General features: G+C 50.4%; 16 protein-coding genes. 9 read left to right on the forward strand and 7 right to left on the reverse strand.

What is annotated here, in order from left to right:
* The first annotated feature begins 157 nt into the window (after nt 1-157).
* Entirely contained in the window at nt 158-1147 is a 990-nt protein-coding gene (locus DXD39_RS02650) for a hypothetical protein (protein ID WP_117803032.1), read from the forward strand.
* Nucleotides 1148-1159: 12 nt separating this feature from the next.
* Here the strand turns inward: DXD39_RS02650 and DXD39_RS02655 are convergent, their stop codons facing one another.
* Nucleotides 1160-2341, reverse strand: a complete 1182-nt coding sequence (locus DXD39_RS02655) for a cation diffusion facilitator family transporter (RefSeq protein ID WP_117803033.1) — start codon at nt 2339-2341, stop codon at nt 1160-1162.
* Nucleotides 2342-2558: 217 nt separating this feature from the next.
* Here DXD39_RS02655 and DXD39_RS02660 point away from each other — a divergent pair, with 217 nt between their 5' ends.
* Entirely contained in the window at nt 2559-3542 is a 984-nt protein-coding gene (locus tag DXD39_RS02660; RefSeq protein ID WP_117803034.1) for a hypothetical protein, read from the forward strand.
* Between the two features lie 47 nt (nt 3543-3589).
* Here DXD39_RS02660 and DXD39_RS02665 read toward each other — a convergent pair whose 3' ends face one another.
* The 6 genes from DXD39_RS02665 to DXD39_RS02695 all read right to left on the reverse strand — a co-directional run bounded on the left by DXD39_RS02665 (nt 3590) and on the right by DXD39_RS02695 (nt 9859).
* Complete coding sequence (locus DXD39_RS02665; protein ID WP_199572093.1) at nt 3590-5236, reverse strand: recombinase family protein; 1647 nt, start codon at nt 5234-5236, stop codon at nt 3590-3592.
* A gap of 80 nt (nt 5237-5316) precedes the next feature.
* Entirely contained in the window at nt 5317-5619 is a 303-nt protein-coding gene (locus DXD39_RS02670) for a hypothetical protein (protein ID WP_033121834.1), read from the reverse strand.
* Nucleotides 5620-5637: 18 nt separating this feature from the next.
* Complete coding sequence (locus DXD39_RS02675) at nt 5638-6927, reverse strand: plasmid recombination protein (RefSeq protein ID WP_117803035.1); 1290 nt, start codon at nt 6925-6927, stop codon at nt 5638-5640.
* 348 nt (nt 6928-7275) lie between these two features.
* Complete coding sequence (locus DXD39_RS02680; RefSeq protein ID WP_117803036.1) at nt 7276-7491, reverse strand: LLM class flavin-dependent oxidoreductase; 216 nt, start codon at nt 7489-7491, stop codon at nt 7276-7278.
* A 399-nt stretch (nt 7492-7890) separates the two neighbouring features.
* The gene (locus tag DXD39_RS02690) at nt 7891-9264 is read right to left on the reverse strand and encodes a phage/plasmid primase, P4 family (protein ID WP_117803038.1); all 1374 of its coding nucleotides are present in this window, start codon (nt 9262-9264) and stop codon (nt 7891-7893) included.
* On the reverse strand, nt 9239-9859 hold the full coding sequence (locus DXD39_RS02695) for a CHC2 zinc finger domain-containing protein (RefSeq protein WP_117803039.1): 621 nt from the start codon (nt 9857-9859) through the stop codon (nt 9239-9241). The genes DXD39_RS02690 and DXD39_RS02695 overlap by 26 nt, the downstream gene beginning before the upstream one ends.
* A gap of 221 nt (nt 9860-10080) precedes the next feature.
* On the opposite strand from DXD39_RS02695, the gene DXD39_RS02700 reads away from it, so the two are divergent.
* The 7 genes from DXD39_RS02700 to DXD39_RS02730 all read left to right on the forward strand — a co-directional run bounded on the left by DXD39_RS02700 (nt 10081) and on the right by DXD39_RS02730 (nt 18032).
* Nucleotides 10081-11184 (forward strand): DUF6076 domain-containing protein, encoded by a 1104-nt coding sequence (locus DXD39_RS02700; protein WP_117803040.1) that lies wholly within the window; start codon nt 10081-10083, stop codon nt 11182-11184.
* 25 nt (nt 11185-11209) lie between these two features.
* Nucleotides 11210-12154, forward strand: a complete 945-nt coding sequence (locus tag DXD39_RS02705) for a DUF3658 domain-containing protein (protein WP_110442444.1) — start codon at nt 11210-11212, stop codon at nt 12152-12154.
* Between the two features lie 64 nt (nt 12155-12218).
* The gene (locus tag DXD39_RS02710; protein WP_033121506.1) at nt 12219-13406 is read left to right on the forward strand and encodes a hypothetical protein; all 1188 of its coding nucleotides are present in this window, start codon (nt 12219-12221) and stop codon (nt 13404-13406) included.
* Nucleotides 13407-13483: 77 nt separating this feature from the next.
* Nucleotides 13484-14251 (forward strand): ABC transporter ATP-binding protein, encoded by a 768-nt coding sequence (locus DXD39_RS02715; protein WP_033121505.1) that lies wholly within the window; start codon nt 13484-13486, stop codon nt 14249-14251.
* Nucleotides 14241-16313, forward strand: a complete 2073-nt coding sequence (locus DXD39_RS02720; protein WP_055228677.1) for an ABC transporter permease — start codon at nt 14241-14243, stop codon at nt 16311-16313. Before DXD39_RS02715 ends, DXD39_RS02720 begins: the two co-directional genes overlap by 11 nt.
* Nucleotides 16314-16332: 19 nt before the next feature.
* Nucleotides 16333-17010, forward strand: coding sequence for a response regulator transcription factor (locus tag DXD39_RS02725; RefSeq protein ID WP_055228678.1), 678 nt, complete (start codon nt 16333-16335; stop codon nt 17008-17010).
* On the forward strand, nt 17007-18032 hold the full coding sequence (locus DXD39_RS02730) for a HAMP domain-containing sensor histidine kinase (protein ID WP_055228679.1): 1026 nt from the start codon (nt 17007-17009) through the stop codon (nt 18030-18032). Before DXD39_RS02725 ends, DXD39_RS02730 begins: the two co-directional genes overlap by 4 nt.
* Nucleotides 18033-18064: the final 32 nt, after the last annotated feature.

Consider the following 18064-nt stretch of genomic DNA (forward strand, 5'->3'; position numbering starts at 1 on the left):
TTGCCCGCCCCGCCGTGCTCACAAGGCACGGCGGGGCTTTTGTTTTCTAGTCGCGCTTGTCTTGTAGATACCGACGGCCTTTGCCCATCATAGGCTTTTGCGCGGGTAGAATGCATGCATAACTTGATGCTTACGGGCGACGGAAAGGAATCGTTGCATGGATCAGGACAAGACAACCGTGATGGGCGGCTACGGTTCCACGCAGGCTGGCGATAGCGCCGATGCGACCCGCGTTGTTCCCAACCCCGGTTATACCGACCCCGCCGCGACACAGCCTTCTGCCGAGCCCACCCGGGTTATGGGCTATGGCGACTCGGCGCAGGATTCTTACGCTGCATCTTCGCAAGGCCCCTATGGCAACGCAGCTCCGGACCCGTTTGATTACGCGCCGCAGGATTCTTATGCCGCCTCGACACCGAATCCCTATGATGACCTGCCGCAGAATCCTATTCCGCAGCCTCAGCAGACGACGTATATGCCTCGCACGGCGCAGCCTCGCTACGAGTCGCGCGAGCCGTATCGCGAGTACCCCAAGTCGATTCCGCAATATGGCGAGGACGAGGAGAAGAAGCCGTCGCGTTCGTCGAGCGTGATCAAGAAGATCCTCATCGTGCTGGCGATCTTCTTTGCGCTGTCGGTTGTGTTTGCCATTGTGTCGGGCATGCTCAACAAGCGAGGGAGTTCAACGGCCGATACCGCTGCCGAGCAAACCGAGTCCGCCTCGTCTAGCACCGTCGATCTGAGCGATATCCCGGGGCAGTACTGGTCCAACGCCAAGAAGCTCCTTAAGTCGCGCGGCGCCGATCTTTCGAATGCCGTGGTCCTGACTGATGATGGCTCAACGCCCGTCGTCGATGCCAACTGGATCGTTACTTCTGCTTACTATAACGACAGCGGCAACCTCGAAATTCAGCTCACGCACAAGAACAGCTCGGGCAAATCGTCCGACGGCCAAAGCGGTACCGACGGCTCGAGCTCCAATACGCTGGAGGACTTGAGCAACAAGGCACAGGAGCTTGGGGATAAGGCCCAAGAGCTGGGTGATACGGCTCAGAACCTGGGCGACACCGCTCAGAACTTGGGCGACATGGCGACGGATGCCTGGAACGCCCTACAAAACGGCATCTCGGGCGCGCAGGGAAACTAGCTGTTAAGCGGGCTACAGCTGCTCGGCCGGACGCTCGGGCGAGCTGAAGCCCGAATCAAATGTGACGACGCACGAGACGTTGGGCCGGCGCTCGTGCACGATGCGCGTGACGAGCTCCAGCAGCTCCTCGTCGGATATATCAAAGCCGTCGGGACGCACCAGGTCAAACGAAACGAACCCGTCGTGCTCGTGCAGGTCGTGGATGGAGAGTGCGGGGTCGATCTGCATGATGCCGCGCTTGACCCAGCCGCGCAAATCATCGCCGGTTGTCGCGATGGGGTCGCAGTGCAGCGTGATGTCAATGCCCATCTGGCGCTTGATGTCGTGCTCGATGGTGTCCAGGATCTCGTGATGTTCAAACGCGTCGCCCTCGCCGGGCATCTCCACGTGGGCGCTGGCAAACTGACGACCGGGGCCGTAGTCGTGCACCATCAGGTCGTGTGTGCCCAAGACCTGCGGATAGGACATGATCTTGTCGCGGATTGCCTGGACGAGCTTGGGGTCGGGCGCTTGCCCCAGCAACGGGCTGATGGCGTCGCGCACCAGGCCCATGCCACTGATGCAGATGAAGACGCCCACGCCCAGGCCCGCCCAGCCGTCGAGGTCAAAGCCGGTCGTCTGCGAAATAAGCGCTGCGGCCAGGACCGATCCCGAGGTGATGACGTCGTTTTTGGAGTCCTGTGCTGTGGCGATGAGTGTTTCGGAATCGATACGGTTGCCCAGCGCACGGTTGAATGCGGCCATCCAGAATTTGACGAGCATGGACAAGACGAGAGCGGCTAGGGAGACCAGCGTGTAGGCGGTGGGGGAGGGCTTGATGATCTTAGTGACCGACTCGAGAATCAGGTTGATGCCGACGGCGCAAACCAGGACGGCGACAAACAAGCCGGCTAGGTACTCGTAGCGGCCGTGGCCATAGGGGTGGCCTTCGTCTGCAGGGCGGCTGGCAAGGCGGAACCCGAGCAGGCTCACGATGTTGCTCGAGGCATCGGAGAGGTTGTTGAAAGCGTCGGCGATGAGGGAGACGGAGCCGGCGAGCAGGCCTGCGATGCCCTTGGCCAGGCACAGGGTGATGTTGAGGCCAATGCAGATGAGGCTTGCGGCGAAGCCCGCGTTGGTGCGGCAGGAGGCATCGACCGGCTCGCCCTCGCTGCCGGGAACAAGCGTATGTACCAGCCGATTTACAAATAGCATAGCGGTCGTCCTCACAATCATGTTTAAGGGGATAGTGTAGCTCGCACGGGGGCGCCGTGCACCGATGCTCAGAAAATGCAGCAATAGTCTGCCGGTGCTAACGAGCGAGCCTTCTCGTCTGCCTGGGTGGTCCATTTTGGGCCACATGGGTATGGGCATGTGCCTGTTTGCTCGACATACTTAATGTCGACAGCTTTGTGCAAAGGAGGACGTTTCCATGGACGAGATGTTTGCCATTAAATGTCAAAACTGCGGCGGCCCTATGTACTCGCACCAAGCTAAGCGCAGCTTTGAGTGCGCTTATTGCGGTGCGGTCATTCCGTGGCAGGCGGACGCCGGAGAGCCCAAGAGCGCTTTGGGCATTCGCCATACGCCGTTGACGGTGGTGGATGGACTGCTCAAGCTCACGCATGTGTCGCAACTCGAGCGCCCGGAGGACCCGGACTGGTATTTCTTCAATTCGCACTGGCGCAATCAGTCGGTTCTGGAACATCTGCTGTGGGAGGATCGCGGCACGGCGCAGGAGTTCCAAGAGGCCACGCATGTGAGCATTCCTTGCCCCTTCTGCGGAGCGTCCTTTGAGGGCGAGTCAACGCAGCGTGTGTTTGAGTGCCCGTCCTGCGGCAACAAGATCGGCATTGCCGACCTGTTCAAGCCGGGGACGTTTAGCAAGCGCCTGACCATGGGCGTTGGTGCGGAATATGTGCCCGAGCAGGGTATTCCCTGCGAGATAACGCCGCAGCAGGCGCGCGCCAATGCGCTTGAGCTGGTGCGCCGATATCCAGACGCCTTTGCCGGTCACGATGTGGAAGACGCGATTCAAAACGACATGATGCTCTTCTACTTCCCCATGGCGCTCGCGGACCTACGCATGATGGCGTCCTTCCCGGGCAAGGGCCTGAGCAGGGAGACCCTGGTGTACTACGAGGTGCTCGACTGGGCATATCCCAGGGCAAACTACCTGGACGTTCGCCTTATGGGCATTCTGGAGCCATGGGACTTTGCCAAGGTTGGGTCGTTCGACCCGGCCATGCAGGAAGGCGACTTCCGCGTTGTCTCCGTCGACGCGTCCACCAAGGACCAGGTGGTCATTGACAAGCTGGCGCTCGACATTGTCGGCAACGATGCCGAGACTTTCCTGGGACTCAATAAAAAGAGCATCCGCACCTGGGCGCGCAAGGCCCGCAAGCACAAGGCTTAATAGTGACAAGTAACTATTTTGTCGCAGAGAACGGTGTGACCCGAAGGTCACGCCGTTTTTCTGTGTTCATAGGTTGTTTGCGTGATGATAGGCTCGGAAATAACGGGAATATCTACATCGTCCACGAAGTTGAAGAAAATCTTCACTTTCTGCTTGCGCTTGCCGCTGGATTTGTCCGGGGCATAGACGATGATTTTCTTGATATACTCGTTCACGATGGTCTGTGTCAGCTCCTCCACATCCACATATTTCTGTGTCAGGGCGATAAAGGCATCCAGACCGTCGTTCATTTCTTCCCGCTGTTCCACCCATTCTTCGATAACTTCAATTTCGAGCTTTAACCGTTCCTGCTCCGCTTCATAGTCCGCAGACATCTTTCTGTATCTGTCCTGATTGAGATTTCCAAGAACATAGTCCTCGTACAGCCGGGCGATGATGACATCCAGATCGGCAAGGCGTTTCTTTGCCTGTTCCAGCTTCTTTTTGTCATCCCGGATGCTGCGCTCCTGGTCAGTCCTGCGGCATTGCAGCCATTCCTCCTGAAAACCGTCCACATCGCTTCGGATATACTCATTGACTGCCCGGATGCGTTCCAGAACGATTTCACGAAGCACATCTTCCCGGATATAGTGGGCAGTACAAGTACCACGGTTGCTCTTGTAGTTGTTGCAGACGTAGTGATCCTGCTTGCCCTCAAAGCTTTTGCTTGTGGCAAAGTGGAGCTTGCCGCCGCAATCGGCACAAAACAGAAGCCCGGAGAACAATCCCTGCCGTTCCGCTTTTGCGGGGCGGCGTTTGTTTTTCCTCAGTTCCTGCACCCTGTCAAACTGTGCCTGAGATACAATCGCTTCCTGTGTGTCCGGCAGATAAAACATATTCTCCGGCTCATTGGGAATCCGCTTTTTCAGCTTGTAGGACTTGGAATAAGTCTTGAAGTTGCAGGTACAGCCTGTGTACTCCTGCCGTTCCAAAATCCCTGCAATGGACTGGTTGCCCCAGTGGTACGGTCTTTCCGGCATCGGCTTTTTCTTTCGCTTGGCATAGAGTGCCTTTGCGGTCATAATCTGCTTTTCTTCCAGAATCCTTGCAATCTGCTCCGGGCCTTTGCCGTCAATGCAAAGGTCGAAGATGAGCTTGACTACCGGAGCCGCTTCTTCATCCAGAATCCAGTGATCCTTGTCCTCCGGGTCACAGCGGTATCCGTAGGGCGGTTTGCCCATGTGCTTCCCACTGGTTCCTCTCTGCCGCAAACTGACACGGACTTTCTTGCTGGTATCACGGGGATACCACTCGTTGAACAGATTACGGATTGCGGCGAAGCCCTCGCTGTCTCCCCGGTTGCTGTCTACGCCATCATTTATAGCGATAAAGCGGACATCATAACTCGGAAAGATAATATCCGTATATTGTCCAACAGTCAGATAGTCACGACCAAAGCGGCTGAGGTCTTTGACCAGCCAGCAGCCCACAAGCCCCTGCTTGACAAGCTCAAAGCCTTCCTGCACACCGGGACGATTGAAGTTCGTCCCCGTATAACCGTCATCCACCAGAATTTTCAGGTTTGTATACCCGTGGTCACGGGCATATCGGGTTAAATACTCTCTCTGATTTGCGATACTGTTACTCTCGCCTTCCTGGGCATCCTCGTTGCTCAGACGGCAATAGAGAATGGTAATTTTCTGCTGATCCAACATAATATCCTCCTTCGGTGGTTGGTCAGCCGACAGTACCGTTGTGCATATTGGAATTATATCATGCTTTTGTGTCGCAGTCATTAACAAATCACCCCCTTGTCAGAAAAAATGAGCCGTTTTACCTTGTCGGTAAGTGGCTCATTTCCATCACACTCCGTTTCAATCACATACCATGTGTTTCCGATCTTGCACTCAATGGTTTTGCAGAAAGAGGACTGTGCCGCTTCCCAACGCTTGCGGCATTCTTCCAGAAAATCAATAGGCGGCTCAAAAATCGGATCGAAGCAGGAGCAAATATCAATATAGCCGATGGCATCGTTGATTTCTTCCATCGGGGCATCTTCCATAATCATCTTGTTAATTTCATCTACGGTTTTCTTCATAGGCAAATAGTTCCTTTCTTAAATTTCCATGTCCTGTCCACGATTGCGGGCAGGGTGTTTGTGTTCATACAGTTCCTTTCCCCTGGCGAGGATGGCATTGATAAAAGCCCAGACCTTTTCAGATGCAATCTCAATCGCATCCAGGAAAGGCTGGGCTTTTTGTTTCAGCTCCTCATAGTCTTTGTTCAGTTTTTCAAAACGGTCTTTCCATATCTTTGCGTTTTTATCTGCCTGCTCGAATTTCTGCTTGTATTTCAGCTTCTCAGACTTTTCCGCAAAGCTGCTGACCGCATAATCCTTTAGCGTGCGGCACTCATCCGCCGTCATGGTAACATTTCCCGTAATGGGATTTTTCTTGCCCATCGACTCAATCTCATGTGCAGTCATAGCAACAGACTTAGCAGCCTGAGTTTCCTTTTTCAGAGCTTCCAGTTTCTTTTTCTGCTTCTCCGTGGCAGCTTTGGCATCCGCTAAGCTCTGCTCGGCCTGTGCCACCTGTCCGGTCACAGCTTCCAAACGCTGCTGTTCGGCCTGTACCTTGAACTGTGTCACCGTCAGATGTTCTTCGGTGCTGCCACATTCTCCACGCTCCACATCGGTATATCCGGCAGAGCGCATAGCATAAAAAAAGTCATCCTGCAACACACTGTAGGATGACTTCAAAATCTTTTTCCCTTTTGCGTTCAGCATTGGATTTCCCTCAGCATCCAAAACGGGCTTGGACTCCCATTTCTTACTGCGGCTGACCTGCATAATCATTTCTTTCACAGTTCCACGGAGGGCTTCATCTTTGCACCGCTTCGACCACAGGATTTGCTTTTCCACCACCGGAATATAAACCACATGGAGGTGGTAGTGATATACATCCTCGCCCAGAGCTTCAGACATTGCCCGGTTGCGTTCGTCAGCGTGCATGACGGCAGAGAGAATATACTGCTCACCGCCCACGATCTCCACGGCGGCTTTATAGGCATCGGCATAAAACTGTTTCGCAAATTCATAGCCGCCGTGGTTGTAGAAATAAGCGGAGTTCACATCGAAGATCAGCTCACCGCATTTGACGGCATCCGGTTTCAGACCTCTGGTGGAAATCACTCCGTCCTGTTCCATCTGCTCAAACATTTTTACATAATCGTCTGTGGGTGCTCTGAAATGAACATTCAGCGAAGTACGACCTGGTACGATGTCCTGATTGCTGTAGCTGTCCTTTTCACGCTCATTGTGTTCCTGTACCTTAGCCACATCTGCCGGGTTTCCCAAGTCCTGATTTCTGGCTACGGTACGGTCTATTCCATCATTTCTTGCCATGGATTTTTTGTCCTTTCTTTGGAATTTGCAGACAGCGGGGAGCTACGGAGAGGCACTTTTTCAAAGTGTAATAACCCACTATGACACTTTCATCCATACTGGCTGCAAAGTGCCGTGGGCTCTCCGAGGGCTCCTCCGGAGGGGGTATGCGGTCACTGCGGTGACCTCTGCTGACCAAGGCAAAATGTCTGCGCCTTTTCCCATGGTCAACCCGTCTGCATGAAGCTGTTCTGCAGAACATTTCATACAGACGGCGGCAGCGAAAACCGTATATTTCGCTGCCATCCATAGGCAGCACTGCGGTGTGCCTATGGGGACGGGAGATGCGAGGGGGCTGTTGCCGGGGCATTACTTCTCCCGTCTTTGCTGCCATACGATGTCGTATCCCAGCGCAGCGGCAAGCTCCAATACTTCCTTGTATCGGATACTTTCCCGCTGTAATTTTGCGGACAGGTTGGAAACGCTGTCGCTCCAACCGTATTCGTCTGAGAGCAGGTCAACTACTTCCTGCATGGTCATTCCGGCACGGATGATCTGTGCCTTTATTTCGTTGCGTACATTCATATTGAAAAATCCTCCATAATTCTGTTTGTGGTTCGGTGCAACCTCTGCACTCCAAAACGGAGCAGATACACCGAACAGCGAAAAACCTGCAATCTCTGAAATTCATTCAGAATTTCTTCCGTGATTTCCTGTCCATATATGACCATATCCCGCTTTTCTGTTTCGTGCGGTTTGATCTGGAATAGTGAAAACACCCATTGTTCCGTGAACAGGGTACACGGTTCAGAGAAGCACGATTTCGTGAAATGGTTTCGTCCTGCGGTCAAAAACTTTGCTGTTTCCATTACCATTGATTTTTAATGCCCGAAAACAGGTCAGCTTTGAAAGCTGCTGTTTCCTATAACGGAAGAAAACAGGGGTAAATGCTGCGTACATACGTACAGAGCATGACTGGCAAAATCAATCCCGCCAGTCCTCCGGTACGTACGTACACGGCGAAACATCGTAAAATCCATTTATATGAGGTCTTGCCACAGCTTCCACGCCCATAAAGCCCCACACCCGCCGTCCGGCAGAGTTGGTGATGTTGTTGCAATGCTCCAGATTGAATCTCCCGGCATTGGCAATCATGGCATCGCTGAAGCTACGGGCTTTCAGCGGTGCAAGGGAGTTTTCCTCACACCACATCCGGTAGATTTCATAGAAATCTTTAGAGCTGATGGAAGCATCCGCTTTCAATCGGATGTATCCCTCCGACTCCATGAAATCAAAGATATTGTTGTTGTCACGCTTGACCGCTTCCCGGTTTTTCCGGATACGGTCACTCTCCGTAAACTTAAAGTTGTTGGCAACAAGCCGCTGTAAGCCTTCAAATGCCCACAGGAAGATACCCTCGGCTTCAGCTTTCATCTTCTCTGCAAGGTCAGGATCATCGGCTCTGTCCATGGGCTTTTCTTTGGTGGTCAGCACAAGCTGTCTGCGGTAAAAACCATCGCTGCGATCATATAGGGCTTGCAGATCACCATTGCTGAATGCCAGCAACCGGGCAAACATCCAGCCCTGATAACTCTGCTTGCCCTTGCGTTCCAAGTCCATTTTGCCCTGTGCTGTCACGATGGATTTTACATAGTTGGTCTGGCGCAGAGCTTCCATCCGCATATCATCATCTACGCACAGCAGAATGTGCTCCAGATCGGCACGGGCGAAGCGGTTTTCAGAAATCTTGCCGATGCTGCCGTCTTTCATGTTCGTGCCAAAGATAGCAGAAAGCACAGCTCCGATTTGGGATTTGCCCTCGCCGCCATTGCCCTTAATCACCATCATACGCTGTCCCTTGTTGGAAGGAATCAGACAGTAGCCGATAAACTCCTGCAAAGTGGGGATGTCCTCCGCATGAAGCAGCCCATCCAGAAATTTTAGCCAGGACACAGGTGTAGGTGCATGAGGATTGTAAACAACAGGCAGACGGCTCCGCACGATAGCCGGTCTGCCCTCGGTAAATGTGCCGTTCAGCAGCAGCGTACCGTTGGACACATGGATGCGATCCTGTTCCGGCGGGAAGTCAGGCTCTTGCGCTTCCAGTTTCAGCACTTCCAGAATGTTGGTGATCTTCCGGGGGATATTGTTTACGGCACAGAATTTCAGCTTGTCGTAAATCTCCCCACGCAGAGGAAGATCGTCCGTCACTCGACCATCGGGCGTGAAAAAAGCTCCGTTTGCGAAGATGATCCTGCGCTCTTGCAGAAATTCTTCACAAAACAGAGCTTCGTTGATGTTCTGCCCGTCAAACCACATGGGCAAGTTCATATCAGGCGTTTTCCGGTTCTTCGCCATGGTGCGCCACCTCCTTTTTCTTTCGTGCGGTATACTCTTGCAGAAAAGCAATTTTGCCGTCCTGCATCAGCTTGTCCACCAATGCCACCCGTTCTTCCAGATCACCCACCGTCAGCACATCTGCCATATATTCGATATGGCAGTGCATCTGGCAGGCTTCCACAAAACGGTCATCCAGAGCATCTTCCGGTGTCTTGGGAGCATAGCGCACTTTCCAATCTTCCAACAGATGCAAATAATCCGTCAGCACCCGGAAGCACAGCATTTCATCCTCCCGGAACTGACGGATATAGGGACGCTTCGGCTTGACCATAGCTGCGGCAGTGGGCGGTTTCGGGTCAAGCCCGAAGTCCAAAGCCAGCTTTTGCGCTGCTTCATAACTGCTCAGATTGAACAGCCTTGCCACAAGGTCGATCACATCCCCTTTGGCTCCGCAGCCGAAGCAGAAGAAATAATCCTCGTTCAGCTTCAAGCTCGGATGCCTGTCATTGTGGAACGGGCAGCAAGCCATGCCGTTTCGGTTGACTTTCAGCCCGTAGTGTTCGGCGGCTTGCTTTACGCTGATTGCCACCTTGATGGTTTCATAGATTGTCATAGAAAACCTCCGTTCATAGTATTCAGAAAGCACGAAACACCCGCCGTGATTGGCAGGTGCTTCGCTCCGTCTACTATTGTTATGCCGGATTTTTCAAAAAACAGGCTAATCGGAGGACAACCCCGTTTCAAAAAACAGGACAACTTATGGATAGATGTAGATTTCTTTACATTAGCATGATAGAATTAAGAAAATGAAAAAACAGGACAGGAGGGGCAAGCATGAACCAAGAACTGATGACATTGGATTTTTGGCAGGATACGGTCATATATGAGGGAAAAACACTTCCTGTCGGCGCTCTTGCCTGTGATGCGCTGAATGTCCCTGCGGATACCATCGCAAAGATGAACGAGCAATGCGAGAAAATCAATCTGCTGCTTGGAATATTAAACGCCGGACAGGATGCTTCTGCACTCTGTCCTATTGCAACGGAAGCTGCTCTGACGATGCTTGATATTCTCAGTCAAACACCGCCGTTCTCCTATATGAATATCTCAAAGCACAGAGAACGGATTGAAAAAGTCTTTACTGTGGACAATGCGCTGAAATATGTGGAGTTTGCCATAAAAGCCGCAACCAATTCTTTGCAATTTGAAGAAATCCAGAACTTTACCGATGCGATGATGCTCCAACGCTATACCGCAGTTTTCGGGCATCTGGCATACTCCCTTGGGGAATACCAAACGGCCATGCTTGATTTTGCAGAAAAAACAGACGGCAACGAAGCAGACCGCACCGCAGAGGGTTTTGCAAAAATGTTCGGCAGCTATTTCCCGCCGGAGTTTTCCATCACGGAAGGCAATGCCTGGATGTCTACCCTGAACAATTCCGTTCAGTATGTATCCGTCATCCGTCACGGCGAAAAAGTTGCGAAGCTGGTCAAGCGGATGCACTATGTATCCTTTGTAGGGATGTTCCGGTCTGATCTTTTTGAGGGCTTATGTGTTGGTCATGCCCCGAAAAAATGCAAAATCTGCGGCAAGTGGTTCCTCACCACCAACGCAAGGCACACCAAATACTGCGGCGGCTATGCACCGGGGGACAAGCTGCACCGCACTTGCCGGCAGATCGGCAATCTAAAAGGCAGAGAACAGCGGGAACTTGCGGACGATCATCCGCTGAAACAGATTTATGAGAAGCGACTGAATACCATAAACCGCTATGTGAAGCGTGGCGCTCTGGACGCTGATCTTGCAGAGGTTATGAAAAAACTGGCGAAAGATAAGATGCTTCGGGCGCTGGGCAATGTCGCTTACGCCAAGGGTGATTATGAAAAAGAAATGGGACAGGCTGCGTTGAAGAAAGAAGCAATAAAAAGAATTTGAATTTAGCTAAGAGGTGAGCAACGTTATGTTAGAAGTAGTATTTAGCGACAGTGCCGCAGGGACTATGGCGGTTGCGATTGGACATAAGGGTTTTTTAGGCGGAGCAACCAGTGTAATTATCTCTGATGGGACAGTTTCAAAAGAAGAAATAGAAAAGTTCCAGCATCAAGCAGAAGAACGGGAGCGTTCTGGTTGGGAGAATGCTATACCGTTGGAAGGAAATCGTAAGGACATAGTTAATCTTCCGCTGGCATTGTCTGTGGGCAACATCTCCGAAGCAGGAATTTGTTTGGAGCGTGAGTCGGCATTATCTTTGCTACTAAGCATACTGCCCGATATGGCATCTGAAATCGTAACTGAACTTCTCAATACATCCCGAAAGAACTATGCTACACTACTGGAAAAAGCACAAAACGGAGAGCCGATTCGTGTTTGGGTCGGACGAGACCCAGATGATGTGTGCGGATTGTATTGGCTTCTGGAACAACTACGACCAATCGGCTTTGAAAAATTGGATATTACCATTGTGGAGCTTCCAATGTGGGAAACAAGACCAGATGGATGCATTGTCCAGTATAACGGTTGGGGAGAAGTTGAACCTTATCACTTGGGACGGATGGCATCTCTTGGGAAGAAGTTGCCAACAAATTACCTTCGTAGTTTGGCTAACCGCTGGAGAGAACTCCAACAGGAAAATTCTCCTCTTCGTGCTGTTATAAACGGCAAACTGGTCAGCGTATCAGAAACTCTGTATGATACATTTATTCTTCGAGAATTGGATACACTGGACGACGAGTTTAGGGAAAGCGTGCTTGTTGGACAGGTTCTTGGAAAGAATCAATTAGGGATCGGTGATGGGTGGATTGCTTTGCGTGTGGAACAATTTATCAAAGAGGGACTTCTGCTCCCAATCACAACTCCTGCACCAAATGCACCTATTTATCACCGTATGTTAAAGAAAATAAAGTAATAAATAACCCATTAGTTGATCACGGGATATTTATGAGTATTACTAAACTGGAAGGAGGTGCGCTATGCTAAATGATTTTTCGTGGAACATGACCGGATACATACCGAAGCACCAAGTTAATCCACACGGTGACGGCATCATCCCCTATGTGGCAGAGCGCATCTTCCAACTGGAACCGGAACCGCCAGCGGTGGACAGTCTGAATGAATATATCCTGTCTGCTTTGCGGGAAAAGAATTTGCTATATTTTTCGTTCTTTCTGCACCACTACGAAACGCAGCTCAACAAGCGCATCAAAGGCTTTCTCAGTGTGGACGGCGGCAATCTGTACGACACAGACCGATTTATCGATATAAAGATCTCCTGCCGGGAGCAAATGCTCCAAAAGCTGATGGACTATGATCCTGCCAAGGGTGCGGAGTATGCTACATACATCTATCCGTTCATCTGGGATTCTATGCTCCGTTTCCGCATGGGCGAAGAAAAATGGTCGGTATCCTCTCTGACCAATTACAAAATGGTGCGATCAATGGCGTGGCTGTACCATAACACCAAAGATGCGGTCAACCAGTTTTCCAAGAAGTATAACTGCGACCTTGCTCTTGCGGAAGAATATCTGAAAGTTGTCCGTGGAATCCGCAACCAGCAGCCGTTCTATATAACGGACGAGGACGGCGAGGAAACAGGCGAGGATATAGCCCTTGACGATAGCTGGAACTATACCGACATCCTCTGGAACGGCATACAAGCAGAAAAGGTACAGCGGGCATTTGAGAAGCTGAATTACCGGGAACAGACCTTGCTCGAAAAACGGTTAGCAATCTGTATGACCTGCGGGCGAGTTGGCTCATGGAAGAACCGCCCCACTTTTGAAGAATTGGCGATTATGTTTGAGGGCAGCACAGCCAGCGGTGCAGAGCGAGCCTACCGGAAAGCGGTGGACAAACTGACAGAACTGCTGGTTGCCGAAGGTGCGCTCCATGCTGTCCGGCTGAAACAGAAAACCAAAACCAAGCGCAAAAAGAAAATCGCCGCCGCAATCTACGAATATCAAGCAGACTGCGACGGCGAATGGGGCGAAATTTCAGTTGATTTTGAGAACGGCACAGCAGAGATTATCCGACTTGCTGATTGGGATACAATTAAAACGAACTGGTTTGCCAAGGAGGCGATCCGGTATATTTTATCATTGTCGCCTGATGCTCTTACAAAATATATGCTCGTCCCCCTTGAGCCGCCACTTATATCTTGAATCCTTACAACCACTGTAAGTGGTATTTGCTGTGTTCCCATGCTATCATTTTATTACAAATGATAGGAGGTATTCACATGAAACCCATTTTGAATATTGAAAATTTAACAAAAATCTATGGCAATGTGCCAAGTCAAACAAAGGCACTGAATGGGATCACCTTCCAGGTGATGCCGGGAGAGTTTCTCGGCATTATGGGAAGCAGCGGTTCCGGTAAATCCACACTGCTCAATTGTATTGCGACTGTGATTCAACCCACAGGTGGAAGCATTCAGGTGGAAGGCGATACTCTGCAATCCCTCAAGGGAAAGGCTCTTGCAGAGTACCGTGGCAAAAAAGTTGGTTATCTATTCCAGAACTTTGAATTGCTGGACAACCTGACTGGCAGGGAAAACATCCTGCTCCCGACTTCCTTGCATGGGGTATCCGAAGCAGAAAGCAGCCAGCGGCTGAAGCAGTTGGCTGACTATCTGGAAATCACTGATGTTCTGGATAAGTTTCCGTCCAAGATGTCCGGCGGCCAGCGTCAGCGTGTTGCGGCAGCAAGGGCTCTGATCTTACATCCCCAAATGATCCTTGCCGATGAACCGACGGGTGCGCTGGATTCTAAGAACGCAAGAAGTCTTATGGAGAAGCTGTCCGGCCTGAATCGTGACGAACAAGCTACGATCCTGATGGTAACCCATGATTCCAATGCCGCCAGCTTTTGCAAGCGCATTCTGTTCATCCAGGACGGCGTGATCTTTCATGAGCTTCGGCGTGGAGACGAAAGCCAGCAGGAGTTCTACGGGCGCATCCTGAAGGTGATGGCGCAACTGGGAGGGGGCAGCGCAAATGTTCTCTAATCTCATTCTTCGGAACAGCCACCGCAGCCGAAAGGAAAACGGTCTGTTTTTCAGCTCCCTGGTGATTTCTATTGTTGCCTTTTACATGATTCTTTCCATCTCCACTCAAGATGTGATGCTCTTTTTGCAGAAAATGGAGAGTGACGCAGTTGACAAACTCCTGCTTCTGATTCCTGCGTTTTATGGGATGACCCTCGGTATTCTGTTCTTTTTGATCTATTTTGCCTGCAAGTATCAGTTCGAGCGCAGACGGCATGAGTTTGGTGTTTATCTAATGTTGGGGATGCGTAGAAGTAAACTGTTTGGTATGCTTCTGGCGGAAGATTTCCTGACCAGTATTCTTGCCATGCTCATAGGCTTACCTGTGGCTGTGGTGCTTTCAGAAATTGTCAGTCTTGTCACCGCCAAGCTGGTAGGCATGGGGATCATCGGTCATCAGTTTTCTTTATCCTGGTCTGCAATTGAATGGACGCTGGCAGGATTTCTGGCAATTAAGCTGACGGCACTTCTGATTTTGAGTGGACGAATCAGCCGCCAGGAGATCGGTACTTTGCTATCCCAGCCAACGAACCGCCCCAAAAAGCAAATGCCATCTGTTATCTATGGACTGGCTGCTATATGCGGAAGTGTGATGTTGGCAGTGGCTTACTACATGGCGATTCAGGGAATTGCATGGACAAAGGTAAGTATGATGGGACTGACTTTGCTGTTGGGCATAGTTGGTACGATGCTGCTTTTCTATGGGATGCGTGCGCTGATTGCTTTGATTGTTAAGAAAGGAAAAGGAAATAAGCAGCTTCATGTATTTACCTTCCGGCAGATTCAGGAGAATGTTATTCATCAGTCAACCTCCATGGCCATCAGCTCCCTGCTGATTCTGGCGGCGCTGTGTTGTTTTGGTGCGGGCGTAGGAATTGCAGGAACGAATAGCCTGTCTTCTGGCCATGTAATCGACTATACTTTTGAAGATCATACTGCAGAAGATTCATCGCAGGTTCTTCCGAATATAAAGGCAGCCCTGAAAGAAAACGGTTTGGAAAATCAATTTTCAGAGCTTTTTGAAATGAGGGTTGGGCGTATTCGCACCACAGAAGATTATGATAATGCCTACAGCATGGACGCTGTTATGGACTCTCTTCGGAGCCTGCCCCAGTCGGAAGACCGGGATGTCCTTCTGAACAATCTTGGTTATGCCACATACCCATATTTGATTTGTTTATCGGACTATAATCGTTTGTTGGAATTGTCCGGCAAACCGGCTCTCCAATTAGGCGAAAAGGAGGCCGCTGTCTATATTGATACAGAGTTTACTACGGTAAGTCGTACCGCAATGCTGAACCAAGTATTGGCCGGACAGCCCAAGGTGGAACTGGATGGTAGTCCGATTCATCTTACAGGAGAGGTTCAGTCTGTGAATTTGGTCACGGACCGTTCTATAACCTTGTCCTTTGCATTGATTCTTCCGGATGAAGCATTCCTATATTATAGCCAGGGAATGTATGATACCTATGTCAATGCGGTGCTCAGTGAGCAGGCTCTGGATGGAAATAGCCTTATGACTGCATATTTGGATTTGAACGAGAAGCTGGACGAAACTGGCATTGAATATGAAAGCTATCTTCAGAATATAGGTCGTCAGCTTTTCTACACCATAGCATCCAGTTATATTACCCTCTATCTTGCGATTGTTTTCCTGGTAGTTGCCAACACCATCGTGGGTGTTCAGTTCCTGATGAGTCAGCAGAAAACCGGGCGCAGATACCAGACCCTGATCCGCCTGGGAGCTACTTACGAAACCCTTTGCCAGTCTGCTGGAAAGCAAATTACCTGGTTTATGGGACTTCCTGTATTGGTTGCGGCTGTCAGCAGTCTGTTTGGAGTCAGGGCGTTATTTACAGGGATACTCTCGTCCCGAACCCGTGGGACAGTGTCTGAAATGCTGCTTGTATCTGCTGCTATGATTTTACTACTTTGCGTGATAGAATATATTTATATGAGAGTGGTCAAGCGCTCCAGTGATCGGTATTTGCTGACACTGATGCAGCCGCAGAGAGAAGAATAATTTGGAAGGAGGTGCTGTCATGAAAAGAATTGCTGTTGTGGAAGATGAAGTCTATATGCGGGAAGAACTCTGCGATATGCTCCAAAAGGACGGCTATCTTGTGGAGGCAATTACCGAGTTTGAAGATGCCGCTCGGCTCTTGGCAGCCCTCCGCCCTGACCTTGTGATCTTAGACCTGAACTTGCCGGAGATCAGTGGCTTTCAAATCTGCCAGGAGCTAAAGAATAAAACTGCTATCCCCGTCCTGGTGCTGACTTCCAGAGATCAGGTAAAGGATGAACTGCAAGCGTTCCAGTTGGGTGCCGATGAATATTTGACGAAGCCGTGCAGAAAAGATCGACTTCTTGCCAGGGTATCCAATATTCTCAAAAGGTATGAAGGCCGTACCAATCTCATAGAGGGACCAGATTTCCTGTTAGACCAGCAGACCTACACGCTTTATATTCATAATACCTCTGTGGTGCTTCCAAAAAATCAGGGAAAACTGTTGGTCGCTCTTTTGTCCGGCGGCGATGCTCTGGTCACGACGGAGCAGCTTTGCATGGCACTATGGGGAACCACGGAATACATAGATGAAAATGCCTTGCAGGTTAACCTAACCCGGCTGAAAAAAACGATGTCCGCCCTTGAAATGAAGCAGCGAATCGTTGCAGTTCGAGGAATGGGCTACCGTTTGGAAGCGGAGGTGTCTCTATGAAGCAGCTTTGGCACATGATAGAACGGTACTACCCCTGGCTTCTGTTGCTGCTGGGCGTGGATTGCTTTTGCGCTGTCATTCTTTGGATTTCTGACATTCAGGTATTTCAAACCTTGATCGGGTTAGTAGTTCTGACGAGCATCCTTTTGTTTTCAGCGATTCTGTTTGTACTAAACAAGAGGGAGAACACCCACATGGAACTGTTCCGAGATTTCCTCAGTGATCCTACCATCTGCAATGAAGAACGGCTGCTCAGTGCCATTAGTCAGAAAGAAGGAGAATCTGTCCGATTTTTGGCTTCGGTTTTACGGGAATACAAAAACGAGAGTAACAATATGGCGGATGCCCTACGGGACTATGAAGAATACGTGGAGGGCTGGGCACATGAAGCGAAAACGCCCCTATCGTTGCTGACCATGCTCTTGGATAACCGGAACGATGAAATCTCTCCTTCCCTGCAAGCAAAGCTGGATTATGTCCGCAGTCAGCTTCAGGAGGATGTCACGCAGATGCTGTACTATGCCCGGTTGAAGAGCAGTACAAAGGATTACCGATTTGAGGATGTCAATTTGAATGACTGCTTGGGTGAAGTTCTGGAGGACTATGCCCCACTTCTTGAAGAGAAGCATTTTGTCATTCTCAACAAACTGCAATCTGAAACAGTCTATACAGACCGTAGAGGACTTCAGTTTATGTTGGGACAAATCGTTAGCAATGCCATCAAATATAGCAGCGATAGTCCCATGCTTACAATTTCCGTGATACATTCGGAGACTGCAGATATCCTTTCTGTTGAAGATAACGGCATTGGCGTAAAAAAATATAATCTGCCGTACATTTTTCAAAAGGGCTTTACCGGGGATTCTACTGACAGCAGAAAGAAGGCTACCGGTATGGGACTTTACCTGGTTAAGAAGATGGCCGACGATCTAAATCTTCATCTGGAAGCAGCTTCCCAGTGGGGAAAGAGCTTCAAGATTGTCATCTTCTTTCCTAAATTGAGATCCAACGGAGGGAAATAATATAAACAGAAAAACGCCCGCAGGATTTTCTC

Source organism: Collinsella sp. TM04-29 (assembly GCF_003466565.1).
Classification (GTDB): Bacteria; Actinomycetota; Coriobacteriia; order Coriobacteriales; family Coriobacteriaceae; genus Collinsella.

Coding starts and splice junctions, on each gene's coding strand:
- DXD39_RS02650 (WP_117803032.1), top strand. CDS start 158: ATGGATCAGGACAAGACAACCGTGATGGGCGGCTACGGTTCCACGCAG.
- DXD39_RS02655 (WP_117803033.1), bottom strand. CDS start 2,341: ATGCTATTTGTAAATCGGCTGGTACATACGCTTGTTCCCGGCAGCGAG.
- DXD39_RS02660 (WP_117803034.1), top strand. CDS start 2,559: ATGGACGAGATGTTTGCCATTAAATGTCAAAACTGCGGCGGCCCTATG.
- DXD39_RS02665 (WP_199572093.1), bottom strand. CDS start 5,236: ATGTTGGATCAGCAGAAAATTACCATTCTCTATTGCCGTCTGAGCAAC.
- DXD39_RS02670 (WP_033121834.1), bottom strand. CDS start 5,619: ATGAAGAAAACCGTAGATGAAATTAACAAGATGATTATGGAAGATGCC.
- DXD39_RS02675 (WP_117803035.1), bottom strand. CDS start 6,927: ATGGCAAGAAATGATGGAATAGACCGTACCGTAGCCAGAAATCAGGAC.
- DXD39_RS02680 (WP_117803036.1), bottom strand. CDS start 7,491: ATGAATGTACGCAACGAAATAAAGGCACAGATCATCCGTGCCGGAATG.
- DXD39_RS02690 (WP_117803038.1), bottom strand. CDS start 9,264: ATGGCGAAGAACCGGAAAACGCCTGATATGAACTTGCCCATGTGGTTT.
- DXD39_RS02695 (WP_117803039.1), bottom strand. CDS start 9,859: ATGACAATCTATGAAACCATCAAGGTGGCAATCAGCGTAAAGCAAGCC.
- DXD39_RS02700 (WP_117803040.1), top strand. CDS start 10,081: ATGAACCAAGAACTGATGACATTGGATTTTTGGCAGGATACGGTCATA.
- DXD39_RS02705 (WP_110442444.1), top strand. CDS start 11,210: ATGTTAGAAGTAGTATTTAGCGACAGTGCCGCAGGGACTATGGCGGTT.
- DXD39_RS02710 (WP_033121506.1), top strand. CDS start 12,219: ATGCTAAATGATTTTTCGTGGAACATGACCGGATACATACCGAAGCAC.
- DXD39_RS02715 (WP_033121505.1), top strand. CDS start 13,484: ATGAAACCCATTTTGAATATTGAAAATTTAACAAAAATCTATGGCAAT.
- DXD39_RS02720 (WP_055228677.1), top strand. CDS start 14,241: ATGTTCTCTAATCTCATTCTTCGGAACAGCCACCGCAGCCGAAAGGAA.
- DXD39_RS02725 (WP_055228678.1), top strand. CDS start 16,333: ATGAAAAGAATTGCTGTTGTGGAAGATGAAGTCTATATGCGGGAAGAA.
- DXD39_RS02730 (WP_055228679.1), top strand. CDS start 17,007: ATGAAGCAGCTTTGGCACATGATAGAACGGTACTACCCCTGGCTTCTG.